The following is a 16,042-nucleotide window of genomic DNA, read 5'->3' on the forward strand; positions in this document are numbered from 1 at the left end:
TTCTATTTTTTAGCAGTGTCGTGACAAGGGTAGTGTCTATTTTTAACAAATTTCTACTTCAACAGAGTGCATAAATTTTTTTCCCAGGGAGATACTTTTTTTGACATCATCTTCCGTCTAGGGGGTAAAGAATTTGGCTCGAAATAAAGTAGAAATCTGTGGAGTAGATACATCCAAACTGCCGGTTTTAAAAAATATGGAGATGCGAGAATTATTTTCACAGCTCCAGTCTGGTTATGAGCCAGCAAGAGATACGTTAATAAATGGAAATCTTCGTTTAGTCCTTAGTGTCATTCAGCGCTTTAATAACCGTGGCGAGAACGTGGATGACTTATTTCAAGTCGGTTGTATTGGTTTAATGAAATCGATTGATAACTTCGATTTAAGTCAAAATGTTAAGTTTTCTACGTATGCAGTGCCAATGATTATTGGTGAGATACGCCGGTACTTAAGGGATAATAATCCTATTCGTGTATCACGTTCATTAAGAGATATTGCTTATAAAGCATTACAAGTTCGGGATCAGATGATGGCAGAAAAGAAACGTGAAAATGAACCAACTGTTCAAGAAATTGCAGCTGTATTAGATGTGCCGAAAGAAGACATTGTTTTTGCGCTTGATGCGATTCAAGATCCTGTCTCGTTATTTGAACCGATTTACAACGATGGAGGAGATCCAATTTTTGTCATGGATCAAATAAGTGATGAACGAAACAAGGATGTCAATTGGGTGGAAGAAATTGCACTTAAGGAAGCGATGGTTCGTTTAAATGACCGAGAAAAAGTCATTTTAAATATGCGCTTCTTTCAAGGGAAAACGCAGATGGAAGTGGCAGATGAAATCGGTATATCTCAAGCACAAGTATCACGGCTTGAAAAAGGTGCTATTCATCAGATGAATAAACATATTGAATCATGATAAAAGCCGCTGTGTGCAACAGCGGCTTTTTTTTTCATAAAGTAATTATGGGTGCGCATATAGTGATTAGTGAGGAGGATGTACAATGATGAAAATATCTGAGCTATCAGCTAAAGACATTGTTAACATGGAAAACGGTAAGCGGCTTGGCCATTTAAATGATTTAGATATTAATCTAGAAACAGGGAGAATTGAAGCCATTATCATATCAAATCAAGGAAAAATGATGACGTTTTTAGGAAATAGAGATGCAGGCGAAACCGTGATACCTTGGAAAAATATAGTGAAAATTGGCTCTGATGTCATCCTAGTTGAGCTTCCAGAACGATACAAGCAATCTGTTCCTTCAGCTGAGCATGCAATGGAAAGAAAAGATCCCTATTCGTAAACATTTATTCTAGAGATTCATTATGGTAAAATAAAGCGAGGAATACAAAAAGGAGCATGCAGAGATGAAAGCAAACTGGCAGCGGTTGTCTGAACGAGTTGAATATGAAGAACAATTTAATGGATTAGACCAAAAGTTGTTTGCTGGCTTCACAACTCGTAATGGTGGCGTTAGCGAATTTCCTTATAAAACGTTAAACATGGGGTTTCATGTAGGAGACTCGGTTAATGCTGTGGTTCAAAATCGTGAACGCGTTGCCAAAGATGTAGGTTTTTCTCTTGATTATTGGGTTGGATCTGAACAAGTACATGCTTCGGTTATTAAAGAAGTGACAAAGTCTGATCGAGGTCGAGGTGCACGATCTCTTTGTACCGCGATAAACGAGACAGATGGACTTTACACAAGAGAAACGGATATATTGCTAACGAGTTTGTATGCTGATTGTGTCCCGCTTTATTTTTATTCACCTAAGAATCAGATCATTGGTTTATGCCATGCTGGATGGAAAGGCACGGTTGATCAAATTGGACCCAAAATGGTGAAAGAATGGGTCGAGAAACACCACGTACAGATCACTGATATCTATGTTCTCATTGGGCCGTGTATTTCACAACAAAAGTATGAAGTGGATCGTACGGTCATAGACCGAGTAGACGAACAATTGCCTTCGAACCATAAAGGGATTTATACACCTACTGGAACGGATCATTTTCAGCTTCATCTACCTGCGTTAAATCGCTATTTGCTCGAACAAGCAGGGGTTCTGTCTGCCCATATTATTGAATCAGATCGTTGTACATTTAGAGACAATGCTTTCTTTTCTCATCGACAAGACCAAGGAAAAACAGGTAGAATGATGAGTATGATTGGAATGAAGAAGGTGGTTGAATGATGAATGCAACGGTTGAAAAACAATATGACGCGTTAAAAAAGCGTATGGAGAGAGCTACGTCGAAAGTAGGAAGACGAGTAGAAGAGATTCATGTTATCGCTGTGACGAAATATGTATCCATTCAAACAGCGAATGAAGCCATTAAAGCAGGCATCTCTCATATTGGCGAGAATCGTCTAGAAGGATTGCTTGAGAAAAAAGCAGTTATTGGCGATGGCGCAACTTGGCACTTCATTGGTTCGCTTCAGTCGCGCAAAGTCAAAGATGTCATCGGACACATAAGTGTTCTTCATTCTCTTGATCGGTTAAGTTTGGCAAAAGAAGTGCAAAAGCGCTTAGTCGAACGAGAAAAGACACTTGACTGTTTCGTACAAGTTAATGTTTCAGGAGAAACGTCGAAAAGTGGACTAGCTCCAGAAGAAGTCGATTCGTTTATAAAGGCGTTGGCTGAATATGATCGTATCCGAGTAATCGGATTAATGACAATGGCACCGTATGCGGAAAATGCAGAAGAAACGCGTCCGCATTTTAAAGCCTTAAAACAACTGCAACAGCGTATTGCTGATAAAGAATATGTACACGCTCCTTGCACAGAGCTATCAATGGGCATGTCAAATGACTTTGAAGTGGCAGTAGAAGAAGGTGCAACGTATATTCGCATTGGAACCATTCTAGTAGGTAATGAGCAAGTGTCCGAATAAGGAGGATGGAAATGGGCTTTAAGTCAAAGTTTAAAACTTACTTTAATTTAGATGACCATGTCGAAGAAGTCGAACGCTATGTCGATGAGCCGGAAAAAGAGGAGCGGGCGATGCCAAATCGTTTTCAAGGTAATGAAATAAAAGAAAAAGACGCGCAATCAAATATCGTTAGTTTAAAAAGTGTTCAGCAGCATGCGAAAATGACTCTCATTGAACCGCGTTCATATGATGAAAGTCAAGACATTGCCGATCAATTAAAAAACCGGAAAACAGTCGTTATTAATTTACAAAGAATGGAACATGATCAAGCATTACGGGTAGTAGATTTTTTAAGTGGAACCGTATATGCTATTGGAGGAGACATCCAAAAAATCGGAGCAAGCATTTTTATTTGTGCACCGGATAATGTGGAAATATCAGGATCAATTAGTGATATTGCCAATCAATTGTGATTGATAAGGTAGGTGAGAACAGCAAGATGGAATTGTTTGTGAATTTTATATTTAATGTAATTGGATATTTAGCGTTAGCATATCTTTTTGCAATGTTTATTTGGATAGTCATGTCTTTTGTAGGTGGAAGAGATTCAGCCTTTGGTGAATTCATAGGCAGTATTGTAGAACCATACTTATCTATTTTTAGAAATATTATCCCTCCAATAGGGATGATAGATTTATCACCACTGATTGCAATCTTTTTATTCAACATGGCACGACAGGGACTAAATCTCATACATGCTTGGGTTCTTTCGTTATTATAAGGGAGGATTTGAGATGTACGAACACTTTCGACCAGAAGAACGTCCTTTTATTGATCAAGTAAACGACCTAGTGGAGTCCGTCACCTTGTATCATCAAGAGCGGCTGACGGATTTTCTTGATCCCAGACAACAAGACATTCTAGCTTCATTAATTGGTAAACATTCTGATTGTGAGCTACTTTTTAATGGTGGATCATCAGGTTGTGAGCGAAAAAGGGCGATTATAAGACCGAGCTATTTAAGTGGTGAGGAACCAAAATGGGAGCTGGCTTTCTTAAAAGCAACGTTCTCCTCAAAATTTGTTACCCTTTCTCACCGAGATGTGCTTGGCGCCCTTATGAATAGCGGTTTAAAGCGTGAAAAGTTTGGAGACATTATTGTTCAGGAAGATTCGTTTACGTTTGCAACAGCTGTAGATACAGCAGTGTATGTGCGTGCGACTCTTGACCAAGTTGGTAAAACATCCATTACACTTGAAGAAGCAGACATCTTTGAAGTGGAAGAAGAAAGTTGGCAAAGGGATCACGTACTTGTATCATCATGGCGTTTAGATACGGTTCTTGCTGCAGTGTATCATCTCTCTCGTTCGAAAAGTGTCGAAGCGATTACAAAGGGATACGTTAAAGTCAATTGGAAGCCAATTGATCAGTCTTCGTACAGTTTGTCTGTTGGCGATTATCTCTCATTAAGAGGGTATGGTCGTGCAAAAGTATTAGAAGAAAATGGACAAACGAAGAAAGATAAGGTACGTTTAACAGTAGGAAGAAAGAAGTAATTCTGGTTTAGAGGCGAAATTTGTAGTTTTAAGAAGGTATTTTTCGGGGAATGTCGAATGAAGAAAAGAATCAGGATTTCATGGAGGTGGGACGGTTGCCATTAACACCGTTAGATATTCATAATAAGGAATTTACACGCTCGTTTCGTGGTTATGATGAAGATGAGGTAAACGAATTTTTAGATCAAATTATTAAAGATTATGAAGCTGTTCTTCGAGAAAAGAAAGAATTGTTTGAGCAAGTCAATACGCAAGACGAAAAACTAGCTCATTTTCACAATATCGAGGAAACGTTAAATAAATCCATTATGGTGGCGCAAGAAGCGGCAGATGACTTACGTTCAAACGCGCAAAAAGAAGCGCAACTAATCGTTAAGGAATCAGAAAAGAACGCTAACCGTATTGTAAATGAAGCGCTTAGCAAATCAAGAAAAGTAATGATGGAAATGGAAGAGCTTAAAAAGCAAGCCTCCGTTTACAAAATGCGTTTTAAAATGTTAATTGAAGCGCAAATGGAAATGCTTCAAACCGATGACTGGGAACAATTTGCCGGAAGCGATGACGAATTCAATGAAGAAGAATTGTTGAAGGAATTTGAAGAGCAAGAAAGCAAATCATAACGGTACATAAAAGCGTAGTAACGTTTAAGCAGAAGACGTCAGTGATAAACATGCCACTAAAGTCTTCTGTTTTTTTTGTGATGGATTTATTTGCCGCTCAACCATTCTTAAAAATAGGTCATCCTAAGAAAAAGGAGTGATCTTAGTGGATACAACGTGGTTTAAAGAGCAACTACAACAGAGAAGGAAAGAACTTCTACAGCATCAATCCTCTCATGATCGTACTGAACGGCAAGACGAACTGTCAAATTATGATAACCATCCTGCCGATAACGGTACGGAATTATTTGAGCGAGAAAAGGATGAAGCTTTATTCAATCACGCAGAAAAAGCGTTACACGATATTGAAGATGCACTTGAAAAGATTGATAACGGGACTTATGGCATATGCGAAAAAACAGGAGAGGCTATACCAGAAGAACGTTTGCGAGCCTATCCTGAAGCGAGGACGGTAGCTTCCATTAAACAAACGGGAGTTCCTTCTGATCGTCCAGCAGAAGAGGATGTCTTGGGTGGGTTTGAAAACTATAATCACGATGAAGAGGAGCGGGAAACAGAATTTGACGGGGAAGATGCCTATCAACAAGTAGCACGTTTTAACGATACTTCACTTGAATATGAAGAGGAAACAGGAGATACAGATTTATACGGAGCGAATGGCGTTGAATCTTTTGAAGGGTTCCTTTCCACAGGAATTGACGGTTATCATGGACCAGATAGTGTCCATGTTGAACAAAATGAACATTATCAAGCTTATCGTCAACGAAATCAATAAGAAATGGCCCCATCGCTTTTTTGAAGTCTCCCTTATCTGGTGAGGCTTCATTGCATTTAGTTTAAAAGCAGTAGGCTAGCTCATTCGTGCATGGAATCGACAAAGACTTTTTTCTATATTTATGCTACACTAAGCCTATTACGTAGTGGAGGATATTGAATGGCTTACATAATTGCGATTATTATTATTGGATTCGATCAGTTGACGAAATGGCTTGTCGTTGAAAACATGATGCTTGGTGAACGAATCACCGTTATTGAAAATATCTTTCATATTTTCTCTCATCGAAATTCAGGGGCGGCATTCGGCATTTTACAAGGGCAAATGTGGTTGTTTTACATTATTACCGTTGTAATGGTCGGCGTGATTATTTATCTTATCCAAACGGAAGCAAAAAAGCACACATTATTAAAATGGGCGCTGGGGCTTATTTTAGGTGGTGCCATTGGTAATTTTATTGACCGTCTTTTCCGCCAAGAGGTTGTTGATTTCATTGATACATTCGGAAACTTCCCGATCTTTAATATTGCCGATTCTGCTTTAACAGTTGGTGTCGGGTTATTTTTAATCAATTTACTACTTGAATCTAGGCGTGAAAAGAAGGAGAGCAAGAACTAATATGAAACAATGGATTATAGATGAAACGCAACAAAACGAACGAATTGATAAAGTAATTGTATCGCTACATGGAGACACATCAAGAACCCATGTTCAAAAATGGATTCAAGATGGACATGTGAAAGTAAACAATCAGCTTGTAAAAGCCAATTATAAAGTCCAAGAAGAAGACACTATTGCGCTTGAGGAACCCGAAGTTCAGTCAACGGAAATAAAAGCCGAGAACATTCCTCTTGACGTAGTCTATGAGGATCAGGACGTTATCGTTGTGAATAAGCCAAGGGGAATGGTGGTTCATCCAGCACCTGGTCATTATACGGGAACGCTGGTACACGCACTTCTTTACCACTGTAATGATCTATCAGGCATTAATGGTGAAGCTCGCCCGGGGATTGTACATCGCATTGATAAAGATACGTCTGGTCTAATTGTGGCAGCAAAAAATGATCATGCTCATGAACATTTATCTCAACAACTAATGAAAAAAACAACGATTCGTCATTATAAAGCAATTGTACATGGTGTGCTTTCTCATAAAAAAGGAACCATTGATGCACCAATTGGAAGAGATCAAAAGGATCGGCAAAAAATGGCTGTTACCGATAAGAACAGCAAACCAGCTGTCACCCATTTTACCCTTGAAGAGACGTTCCAAGCATATTCGTATGTAACGTGTGAACTAGAAACAGGTCGGACTCACCAAATTCGTGTTCATTTCCATTATATTGAACACCCGCTTGCTGGAGATCCAAAATACGGTTATAAAAAGACGTTACCAATTGAAGGCCAAGCATTACACGCTGAAACACTCGGCTTCGTTCATCCGCGCACTGGCGAGAATTGTCTTTTCACTGCTCCGTTGCCTGCAGATATGGTTGGACTACTGGAAGATTTGCGAAAACAAGATTGACAAAAAGAAACAAATGATGCATACTACGTAAGAAGAGAAAATGTCCTTTAAGCATAGTCCTGTGAGGCTAGCAAGGAGTCGGTGAATTTGGATGCGTCTGTCTAAATCCCTAGCTGCTCCTTTAAGGACAGCTAGGGATTTTTTCGTAGGGAGGGAATTAGATGGCAAGAATGATTATTGATGAGGATGCAATGCGCCGGGCTATTACAAGGATGTCACATGAAGTGATTGAACGTAACAAAGGCGTGGAGAATTGTGTGTTAGTCGGAATAAAAACACGAGGCATTTATCTTGCCAATCGATTGGCTCAGCGAATTAAAGAAATTGAAGGTCAAGACGTTCCTGTTGGTGAAGTGGATATTACCCTTTATCGAGATGATTTAACACCGAAAACGAGTGATCACGAACCGATATTACAAGGTACGGATATTCCAGTTGATATCAATGGTCGTACGGTCATTCTTGTGGATGATGTTCTTTATACAGGGCGAACAGTTCGTTCTGCTCTTGATGCGTTAATTGATTTAGGGAGACCGTCACTTATCCAACTAGCTGTATTAATTGATCGAGGACACCGGGAATTGCCCATTCGTCCTGATTATGTTGGGAAAAACGTGCCAACGTCAAAGCAAGAGCGAATCTCTGCGAAATTAAAAGAAGTCGATGAAATCGATGAAGTAACAATTGTATAGATCCTCTTTAAAAATGGTCCTGTGAGGCTGGCAAGAGGAAAAAGATCACAAAGTAGTTGATTTGTGCTTCTTTCTTGCCGCCTCCTAGACATACTAGGAGGCTTTTTCTATGGAGTACGAGGGGAAAAAAGGAGAAACGACATGAACGATAAAAACATGCGATTAGGAATTCAAGAAGTACCAAGAGCTGATCAATGGCTACTGTTTAGCTTGCAACATTTATGCGCTATGTTTGGTGCAACTGTATTAGTACCATTTTTAATTGATATGAGCCCTGCCACGGCCCTTCTCTCAAGTGGACTTGGAACGCTCGCTTTCTTACTTATTACAAAAGGGCAGGTACCTGCATACTTAGGTTCATCTTTTGCCTTCATCGCTCCGATCCTATCGGCACAAGCGATTGGTGGTACAGAAGGAGCCATGATCGGTAGTTTCTTTGCAGGGTTAATTTACGGAATCGTTGCCCTTGTCATTAAAGCGGCTGGAACAGGATGGATAAAGAAAGTTTTACCACCAATTGTTGTTGGGCCAGTCATTATGGTCATCGGTTTAAGTTTAGCTACAACTGCAGTTGGTAACGCCATGTATTTACCAGGTACAGATGAGTACAGCTTGATCCATATTACTACGGCAGGCATTACCCTCGCGGTAGCCGTTATTGCAACCATGTACTTTAAAGGATTTTTAAATTTAATCCCTATCTTACTCGGCTTAATCGCTGGTTATTTGTTCGCCTTAAGCCAAGGATTAATTGATTTAACACCTATACGAGAAGCAAATTGGTTTGCCGTACCAGAGTTAATCATACCGTTTTATACGTATGAACCTTCAATAAATTGGGCAATCGTAGCCATTATGGCGCCAGTGGCCCTCGTAACACTAGCAGAGCATACAGGTCAGCTTATGGTTCTAAGCAAAATATCCGGTAAAGACTTTCTGCAAAAACCAGGCATGCATCGAACGGTTATGGGAGATGGGTTTGCTACAATCATTGCCGCAAGTATTGGTGGACCACCGAATACAACATACGGTGAAAATGTCGGCGTCATTGCCATAACGCGCGTATTTAGTGTGTTTGTCATCGGAGGAGCAGCCGTGTTAGCCATCGCCTTTGCTTTTATCGGTAAAGTGGCCGCACTGATTAGTTCCATTCCAGAAGCCGTTATGGGAGGAATTTCAATTATGCTGTTCGGCATCATCGCTTCAGCAGGAATAAGAATGCTCGTTGACAATCAGCTAGATATGGGTGAAAAGAGAAACATGGTCGTTGCCTCGATCATACTGGTTGTAGGGATTGGAGGAGCAACCGTTCAATTCTCAGATACGTTTGAACTAGCCGGGATGTCATTAGCAACAATTATTGGTTTACTCTTACATGCCATTTTGCCAAACAAAAAAGTAAGCTATGGAACACAACCACTGTTTCAAGAACAAGAAGGGATAAAGAGCGAATAAAAGGAGGCTGACAAGAATGGCGGTTCAATTATACGGCTCTCATAATGAGAGCCTCTATACAATGTCTCAATTGCAAATTGAAGAGGTATATGAGCTTCTTCACCAAGCTGAACAATTTCATGCTGGAGAAGCATGGCACCCTAAAAAACAAACGTTTGTCGCTAATTTGTTTTTCGAGCCTAGCACAAGAACTCGATTTAGTTTTGAGGTTGCTGAACGGAAGTTAGGATTCGACATTTTGCAATTTGATCGTGCGTCTTCAAGTACCCAAAAAGGAGAGACGCTTTACGATACGGTTCGGACATTACAATCAATCGGAGCGAGCGCCGTCGTAATCCGCCATTCAAAGGATGAATTTTATGAAGAGTTAAAAGACATTGACATTCCAATTATTAATGCAGGGGATGGATGTGGGAATCATCCTACACAGTCACTTCTCGATTTGTTAACGATTAAGCAAGAGTTCGGTGAGTTTGACGGCCTAAACGTTACCATTGTTGGAGATTTACATCATAGTAGAGTTGCACGGTCAAATGCAGAAATTTTAAGCCGGTTAGGGGCCATGGTTTCGGTAGCAGGACCAACAGAATGGATGGGAGACTTCCAGACTCGTTACCGTTATGTCACGATGGATGAAGCGGTAAAAGGCTCAGATGTCATGATGTTATTAAGAGTACAACATGAACGACACGGAAGTGGAGATTCTTTTTCTAAGGAAGCGTACCACGGTCAATATGGCTTAACTCTGGATAGGGAAAGAAAAATGAAGCGGGATAGTATTATTATGCACCCAGCACCCGTGAATCGCGGTGTGGAAATTGATAGCCAACTCGTTGAATGTGAACGTTCAAGAATCTATAAACAAAGTGCAAACGGTGTTGCCATTCGAATGGCTGTATTAAAAAGAGCATTTAATCGTTAAACATGTGAAGCAAATAAGGGAGATGATGAGAGATGACAACAAAAATTAGTGGCGGATTTATTCTAAACCAAGCTGGAGAAAAGGAACAAAAAGACATTTATATAAAAGATGGCTATTTTGTAGAAGAAACAGCAGACGTCACAGAAGAAGTGGATGCAAGTCAATGTCTCATTAGCCCAGGATTTGTCGATGTACACATCCACTTACGAGAGCCTGGTGGAGAGAAAAAGGAAACGATTGAAACAGGCACAAAAGCCGCAGCTCGTGGAGGATTCACAACGGTTGCAGCTATGCCGAATACACGCCCAGTGCCAGATACAAAAGAAACGATGAGGGATCTTGTTAACCGTATAGAAGAAAAAGCTTTTGTGCGTGTTTTACCATATGCCTCCATTACTACAAGACAACTAGGGAAAGAATTAACGGATTTTACTGCGTTAAAAGAAGCAGGTGCGTTCGCTTTCACAGACGATGGTGTCGGTATACAAGAAGCAGGTATGATGCTTCAAGCGATGAAAGAAGCTGCTAAACTTAATATGGCAGTTGTTGCCCATTGTGAAGATAATTCCCTTATTAATAGCGGCTCCGTGCATGAAGGGTCCTATTCAAGAAGAGAAGGCTTGAACGGTATTCCCTCGGTATGTGAATCGGTACATATCGCTAGAGATGTGCTACTAGCAGAGGCGGCGGATTGTCACTACCATGTTTGTCACGTTTCTACGAAAGAATCTGTGCGAACAATTCGAGATGCAAAAAAAGCGGGCATTCGCGTAACGGCAGAAGTAACACCCCATCATCTCTTACTATGCGAAGATGACATTGAAGGACAAGATACGAACTTTAAAATGAATCCGCCACTACGGGCAAAGGAAGATCAGCAAGCCTTAATAAATGGACTGTTGGATGGAACGATTGATTTTATTGCAACGGATCATGCGCCACATACAGAAGAAGAGAAACGATCAACTATAGACCGAGCACCCTTTGGAATTGTTGGACTTGAAACGGCTTTTCCACTCTTGTATACCCATTTTGTAAAAACTGGTCGGTTCACGTTAACTCAGCTACTTAATTGGTTAACGGTGAAACCAGCGGAGACGTTTAACCTTCCTTACGGCTCACTATCAGTTGGGGCACCTGCCGATTTTACGCTTATTGATTTGCAGGCAAAAGAAACCATTAACCCTGAAACGTTCTTTAGTAAAGGGAAAAATACACCATTTGCACATTGGGAAGTAACAGGTGTACCTCAAGCCACCTATGTAGCTGGAAAAGCGGTTTTTACAAAGGAGCGGATCATCAATGGATAAACAACTAATCTTGGAAGATGGAACAGTATTGATCGGTGAAGGCTTCGGAGCTGATGTCGAGATAAGTGGAGAAGTAGTTTTTAATACAGGAATGACCGGCTATCAAGAAATTCTTTCCGATCCGTCTTACTGTGGACAAATGGTGATGCTTACGTATCCACTCATTGGAAACTACGGAATTAATCGAGATGACTTTGAATCATTAAATCCAGCCATTGCTGCGCTCATTGTAAGAGAAGTTGAGCACGAGCCAAGTCACTACCGAGAGCAAGAATCTCTCCATGATTTACTAGTAGCCAAAAACATACCTGGAATAGCTGGAATTGATACACGAATGCTCACACGGAAAATACGTGCTCATGGAACAGTAAAAGGCTACATTTGCTCGTTATCCGTTCAAGTGGAAGACGTTGTTAAAATGTTGCAGGATTCGCCACTATTAACAACCCAAGTATCACAAGTGTCTGTTAATACTGCTTATCATGTTCCTGGAAAAGGAAAACGGGTTGCCTTAATTGATTGTGGTATGAAGCACGGTATTTTACAATCGCTCATTGAACGCCACTGCGATGTTGTTGTAGTGCCTTATGATACAACAGCTCAAGAAATTAAACGTCTAGGTGTAGATGGCGTGCTCGTTTCAAACGGACCAGGCAATCCAGAAGATGTCCCTGAAACCATTCAAACTGTTGCATCCTTAATTGGAGAAGTTCCTCTCTTTGGCATCTGTTTAGGCCATCAACTACTTGCTTTAGCGTGTGGGGCGACAACGAGTAAATTACGATTTGGTCATCGTGGTTCAAATCACCCTGTAAGAGAGATAGAGACAGGACGAATCGATATAACAGCCCAAAACCATGGCTATACAGTTGATTTAGATTCCATTGAAGGCACTGAACTTATGTTAACTCATGAAGCAGTTAATGATGGAACGGTTGAAGGGTTGAAACATCGCTACGCTGATGCGTTTAGTGTTCAATACCATCCGGAAGCAAATCCAGGACCCCACGATGCAAACGATTTGTTTGATCGATTTATAGGGATGATGAATACAGCGAAAACGAACGTACTTGTTTAATTGAGATAGGGGAGAGTGTTGATATGCCAAAGCGTACAGATTTAAAAAAGATTCTTGTGATTGGTTCAGGACCGATTGTTATTGGTCAAGCAGCGGAATTTGATTATGCAGGCACTCAAGCGTGTCAAGCATTAAAAGAAGAAGGGTATGAAGTTATTCTTATCAATTCTAATCCAGCTACCATCATGACAGACACTACGATGGCAGATCAGGTTTATATTGAGCCGTTAACATTAGAGTTTGTAACGAGAATAATCCGCAAAGAGCGTCCAGATGGTCTCCTGCCAACGTTAGGAGGACAAACCGGTCTTAATATGGCGTTAGAACTTAAAAACGCAGGTGTACTCGAACAATACGATATTGAATTGCTTGGCACAAAACTTAGTGCAATAGAACAAGCGGAAGATCGTGAACAATTCCGAGCGCTCATGAATTTACTTGGCGAGCCTGTACCTGAAAGTGAAATCGTTCATACATTAGCCGAAGCGGAAAAATTTGTAGCGCACATTGGTTTCCCTGTTATTATTCGACCTGCCTACACCCTAGGGGGAACAGGTGGCGGAATTGCTTACAATGAAGAAGATTTACAAGAAATTGTTGCGAGTGGCTTAAAGTATAGCCCGGTAACTCAGTGTCTTGTAGAAAAAAGTATAGCTGGGTTTAAAGAAGTGGAATATGAGGTAATGCGTGACGCTCAAGACGAGGCCATCGTTGTCTGTAATATGGAAAACTTTGATCCGGTTGGCGTACACACAGGCGATTCAATCGTCTTTGCTCCAAGCCAAACGTTATCAGATCGAGATTATCAAATGTTGCGTAACTCTTCCCTCTCAATTATTCGAGCTCTTGGAATTGAAGGTGGATGTAATGTGCAATTTGCCCTCGATGCTCACAGCGACCAGTACTATATTATTGAAGTGAATCCACGGGTTAGTCGTTCTTCGGCCCTTGCTTCAAAAGCAACAGGCTATCCAATTGCTAAAATTGCCGCTAAGATTGCAGTTGGCTATCATCTCGATGAATTAAAAAATCCTGTTACTGAAACAACGTACGCCAGCTTTGAGCCTGCTCTTGACTATGTTGTTTCCAAAATTCCAAGATGGCCGTTTGACAAATTCGAAAGCGCTAATCGAACATTAGGAACGCAAATGAAGGCAACCGGTGAAGTGATGGCGATTGGGCGATCTCTTGAAGAATCGCTTTTAAAAGCGGTTCGCTCTTTGGAGGCAGGCTACGATCATCTCATTGATTCAACGTTAGAAGAGCAAACAGCAGATGCATTACTTCAAAAAGTATCAAAAGCGGATGATGAGCGCTTGTTTGCCATCGGTGCACTCCTTCGAAAAGGCATATCCATAGAAGACATTTATGAAACGACTAAGATTGATCGGTTGTTCTTAAGAAAGCTAGCCCGAATTGTCAACTTGGAAGAGCAGTTAGAAGAAGCACGAACAAATGAGAATGTGTTAAGAAAAATAAAGCGAGCAGGATTTTCAGATTCCTTTATCGCTTCAGCATGGAAAACAGAAGAACAAGCTGTATACGAGTTACGAGATGCAGCCGGGGTAAAGCCTGTCTATAAAATGGTGGATACGTGTGCGGCGGAGTTTGCTTCGCCTACGCCATACTTTTACAGCACCTACGAACATGAAAACGAGTCGATTGTGACGGAACAAGAAAGCATTTTGGTGTTAGGCTCAGGTCCTATCCGTATTGGTCAAGGTATTGAATTTGATTACGCAACGGTGCATACAGTATGGGCGATCAAAGAAGCTGGTTATGAAGCAATCATTATGAACAATAACCCGGAAACGGTGTCAACTGACTTTTCAACATCGGATAAGCTTTATTTTGAACCATTAACGATTGAAGATGTCATGAACGTTATTCAGCTAGAACAACCGAAAGGGGTTATAGTGCAATTCGGTGGTCAAACGGCAATTAATCTTGCTGCTGATTTAGCGGCAAGAGGCGTGACGATTATTGGAACTCAACTAGACGATATGGATCGAGCTGAAAATCGAGATAAATTTGAACAAACCCTTATGCAGCTGGACATTCCTCAACCACTTGGTAAAACGGCAACATCGGTGGAAGGCGCAGTAGTGATTGCAACGGATATAGGCTATCCTGTACTGGTTCGACCTTCTTATGTGCTGGGTGGTCGAGCAATGGAAATTGTTTATCATGAAGAGGAATTGCTACGGTACATGAAGTCAGCTGTTAAAGTGAACCCGAAGCACCCAGTTTTAATTGACCGCTATCTAACAGGGAAAGAACTTGAGGTTGATGCTATATCCGATGGAGAAGATGTGTATATCCCAGGGATTATGGAGCACATTGAAAGAGCAGGTGTCCACTCAGGGGACTCTATCGCTGTTTATCCTCCACAAACGGTACCTGATTACTTAAAGGAACGACTCATTGAGCGGACAACAAAAATTGCTCGTGGGCTAAACATTATAGGTTTACTGAACATTCAATTTGTGTGGCACCAGGATGATGTGTATGTATTAGAAGTGAATCCGCGTTCGAGCCGTACGGTTCCCTTTTTAAGTAAAATTACCGGCGTACCTATGGCAAATATTGCAACTCGGGTCATGTTAGGAGAGACATTAGCTTCGCTAGGGTATGGTACAGGCTATCACCCTGAAGCGAAGGAAGTATCAGTGAAAGTACCAGTCTTCTCATTTGCGAAATTAAGACGTGTCGACATTACTCTTGGACCTGAGATGAAGTCAACTGGAGAGGTGATGGGACGTGATCGAACCCTCGAAAAGGCGCTTTATAAAGGTCTGGTCGCATCAGGAATGAATATTCCAACGCATGGTTCTGTGTTGTTTACTATTGCGGATAAAGATAAAGAAGAATCCATTGAGATTGCTAAACGTTTTCATGAAATTGGTTTTAGCATTATGGCAACTTCAGGAACTGCGGAAAAGCTCAAACAAGTAGGAATTCCGGCTCGAATCGTTAATAAAATTAACGAAGGAAAGCCACATTTACTTGATCTTATTCGCCAAGGTGAGGCGCAGTTTGTAATCAATACACTAACAAGAGGCAAACAACCAGCAAGAGATGGCTTTAGAATTCGACGAGAATCAGTTGAAAATGGTGTCGTTTGTCTTACGTCGATTGATACAGCAGCAGCGCTACTAAGCGTACTTGAATCCATTACATTTGCTGCAGAAAGTATGCCACAACCCGTATAAAACGTGGGAGTCACT

Annotated in this window: 17 protein-coding genes; all 17 read left to right on the top strand. The window is 40.9% G+C overall.

All coding sequences use genetic code 11. The features are described 5' to 3' along the window. Positions 1 to 133: 133 nt before the first annotated feature. Entirely contained in the window at positions 134 to 919 is a 786-nt protein-coding gene (gene sigG, locus BK583_RS08555) for an RNA polymerase sporulation sigma factor SigG (RefSeq protein WP_038480942.1), read from the top strand. Positions 920 to 1,004: 85 nt separating this feature from the next. After that, positions 1,005 to 1,307 (top strand): YlmC/YmxH family sporulation protein, encoded by a 303-nt coding sequence (locus tag BK583_RS08560; protein WP_038480939.1) that lies wholly within the window; start codon positions 1,005 to 1,007, stop codon positions 1,305 to 1,307. A gap of 64 nt (positions 1,308 to 1,371) precedes the next feature. Beyond that, positions 1,372 to 2,199: a peptidoglycan editing factor PgeF gene (pgeF, locus tag BK583_RS08565; protein ID WP_055735829.1), complete on the top strand. Its 828-nt coding sequence runs from the start codon at positions 1,372 to 1,374 to the stop codon at positions 2,197 to 2,199. Further along, positions 2,199 to 2,900, top strand: coding sequence for a YggS family pyridoxal phosphate-dependent enzyme (locus BK583_RS08570; protein ID WP_055735830.1), 702 nt, complete (start codon positions 2,199 to 2,201; stop codon positions 2,898 to 2,900). The genes pgeF and BK583_RS08570 overlap by 1 nt, the downstream gene beginning before the upstream one ends. 11 nt (positions 2,901 to 2,911) lie before the next feature. Further along, a complete protein-coding gene (locus BK583_RS08575; RefSeq protein ID WP_055735831.1) occupies positions 2,912 to 3,352 on the top strand; it encodes a cell division protein SepF in 441 nt (146 codons plus the stop codon). A 26-nt stretch (positions 3,353 to 3,378) separates the two neighbouring features. After that, positions 3,379 to 3,660: a YggT family protein gene (locus BK583_RS08580; RefSeq protein WP_060704084.1), complete on the top strand. Its 282-nt coding sequence runs from the start codon at positions 3,379 to 3,381 to the stop codon at positions 3,658 to 3,660. Positions 3,661 to 3,673: 13 nt separating this feature from the next. Next, entirely contained in the window at positions 3,674 to 4,435 is a 762-nt protein-coding gene (locus BK583_RS08585) for a YlmH family RNA-binding protein (protein WP_055735832.1), read from the top strand. Between the two features lie 95 nt (positions 4,436 to 4,530). Further along, positions 4,531 to 5,055, top strand: a complete 525-nt coding sequence (locus BK583_RS08590) for a DivIVA domain-containing protein (RefSeq protein ID WP_038480928.1) — start codon at positions 4,531 to 4,533, stop codon at positions 5,053 to 5,055. Between the two features lie 145 nt (positions 5,056 to 5,200). Further along, positions 5,201 to 5,830 carry a TraR/DksA C4-type zinc finger protein gene (locus BK583_RS08595; protein WP_095150405.1) on the top strand — a complete coding sequence of 210 codons (630 nt, stop codon included), beginning with the start codon at positions 5,201 to 5,203 and terminating at the stop codon, positions 5,828 to 5,830. Between the two features lie 159 nt (positions 5,831 to 5,989). Continuing rightward, positions 5,990 to 6,448, top strand: a complete 459-nt coding sequence (lspA, locus tag BK583_RS08600) for a signal peptidase II (RefSeq protein WP_038480922.1) — start codon at positions 5,990 to 5,992, stop codon at positions 6,446 to 6,448. 1 nt (position 6,449) lies between these two features. Continuing rightward, positions 6,450 to 7,358 (top strand): RluA family pseudouridine synthase, encoded by a 909-nt coding sequence (locus BK583_RS08605; protein ID WP_055735834.1) that lies wholly within the window; start codon positions 6,450 to 6,452, stop codon positions 7,356 to 7,358. A gap of 161 nt (positions 7,359 to 7,519) precedes the next feature. Further along, positions 7,520 to 8,050 (top strand): bifunctional pyr operon transcriptional regulator/uracil phosphoribosyltransferase PyrR, encoded by a 531-nt coding sequence (pyrR, locus tag BK583_RS08610; RefSeq protein ID WP_038480916.1) that lies wholly within the window; start codon positions 7,520 to 7,522, stop codon positions 8,048 to 8,050. A 141-nt stretch (positions 8,051 to 8,191) separates the two neighbouring features. Continuing rightward, complete coding sequence (locus tag BK583_RS08615) at positions 8,192 to 9,505, top strand: solute carrier family 23 protein (RefSeq protein ID WP_038480913.1); 1,314 nt, start codon at positions 8,192 to 8,194, stop codon at positions 9,503 to 9,505. A gap of 16 nt (positions 9,506 to 9,521) precedes the next feature. After that, a complete protein-coding gene (locus tag BK583_RS08620) occupies positions 9,522 to 10,427 on the top strand; it encodes an aspartate carbamoyltransferase catalytic subunit (protein ID WP_055735835.1) in 906 nt (301 codons plus the stop codon). A 32-nt stretch (positions 10,428 to 10,459) separates the two neighbouring features. Further along, positions 10,460 to 11,737 (top strand): dihydroorotase, encoded by a 1,278-nt coding sequence (gene pyrC, locus BK583_RS08625; RefSeq protein ID WP_055735836.1) that lies wholly within the window; start codon positions 10,460 to 10,462, stop codon positions 11,735 to 11,737. Next, positions 11,730 to 12,815, top strand: a complete 1,086-nt coding sequence (locus BK583_RS08630; RefSeq protein ID WP_055735837.1) for a carbamoyl phosphate synthase small subunit — start codon at positions 11,730 to 11,732, stop codon at positions 12,813 to 12,815. Before pyrC ends, BK583_RS08630 begins: the two co-directional genes overlap by 8 nt. Positions 12,816 to 12,838: 23 nt before the next feature. Further along, positions 12,839 to 16,027 carry a carbamoyl-phosphate synthase large subunit gene (gene carB / locus BK583_RS08635; RefSeq protein WP_055735838.1) on the top strand — a complete coding sequence of 1,063 codons (3,189 nt, stop codon included), beginning with the start codon at positions 12,839 to 12,841 and terminating at the stop codon, positions 16,025 to 16,027. Positions 16,028 to 16,042 lie beyond the last annotated feature (15 nt).

It is taken from the genome of Shouchella oshimensis, from assembly GCF_002019765.1.
Classification (GTDB): domain Bacteria; phylum Bacillota; class Bacilli; order Bacillales; family Bacillaceae_D; genus Shouchella; species Shouchella oshimensis.

What these genes read in the sequence shown, in the direction of transcription:
- BK583_RS08560 (WP_038480939.1), top strand. Translation starts at nt 1,005, where the DNA reads ATGATGAAAATATCTGAGCTATCAGCTAAAGACATTGTTAACATGGAA.
- pgeF (WP_055735829.1), top strand. Translation starts at nt 1,372, where the DNA reads ATGAAAGCAAACTGGCAGCGGTTGTCTGAACGAGTTGAATATGAAGAA.
- BK583_RS08570 (WP_055735830.1), top strand. Translation starts at nt 2,199, where the DNA reads ATGAATGCAACGGTTGAAAAACAATATGACGCGTTAAAAAAGCGTATG.
- BK583_RS08575 (WP_055735831.1), top strand. Translation starts at nt 2,912, where the DNA reads ATGGGCTTTAAGTCAAAGTTTAAAACTTACTTTAATTTAGATGACCAT.
- BK583_RS08580 (WP_060704084.1), top strand. Translation starts at nt 3,379, where the DNA reads ATGGAATTGTTTGTGAATTTTATATTTAATGTAATTGGATATTTAGCG.
- BK583_RS08585 (WP_055735832.1), top strand. Translation starts at nt 3,674, where the DNA reads ATGTACGAACACTTTCGACCAGAAGAACGTCCTTTTATTGATCAAGTA.
- lspA (WP_038480922.1), top strand. Translation starts at nt 5,990, where the DNA reads ATGGCTTACATAATTGCGATTATTATTATTGGATTCGATCAGTTGACG.
- BK583_RS08605 (WP_055735834.1), top strand. Translation starts at nt 6,450, where the DNA reads ATGAAACAATGGATTATAGATGAAACGCAACAAAACGAACGAATTGAT.
- pyrR (WP_038480916.1), top strand. Translation starts at nt 7,520, where the DNA reads ATGGCAAGAATGATTATTGATGAGGATGCAATGCGCCGGGCTATTACA.
- BK583_RS08615 (WP_038480913.1), top strand. Translation starts at nt 8,192, where the DNA reads ATGAACGATAAAAACATGCGATTAGGAATTCAAGAAGTACCAAGAGCT.
- BK583_RS08620 (WP_055735835.1), top strand. Translation starts at nt 9,522, where the DNA reads ATGGCGGTTCAATTATACGGCTCTCATAATGAGAGCCTCTATACAATG.
- pyrC (WP_055735836.1), top strand. Translation starts at nt 10,460, where the DNA reads ATGACAACAAAAATTAGTGGCGGATTTATTCTAAACCAAGCTGGAGAA.
- BK583_RS08630 (WP_055735837.1), top strand. Translation starts at nt 11,730, where the DNA reads ATGGATAAACAACTAATCTTGGAAGATGGAACAGTATTGATCGGTGAA.
- carB (WP_055735838.1), top strand. Translation starts at nt 12,839, where the DNA reads ATGCCAAAGCGTACAGATTTAAAAAAGATTCTTGTGATTGGTTCAGGA.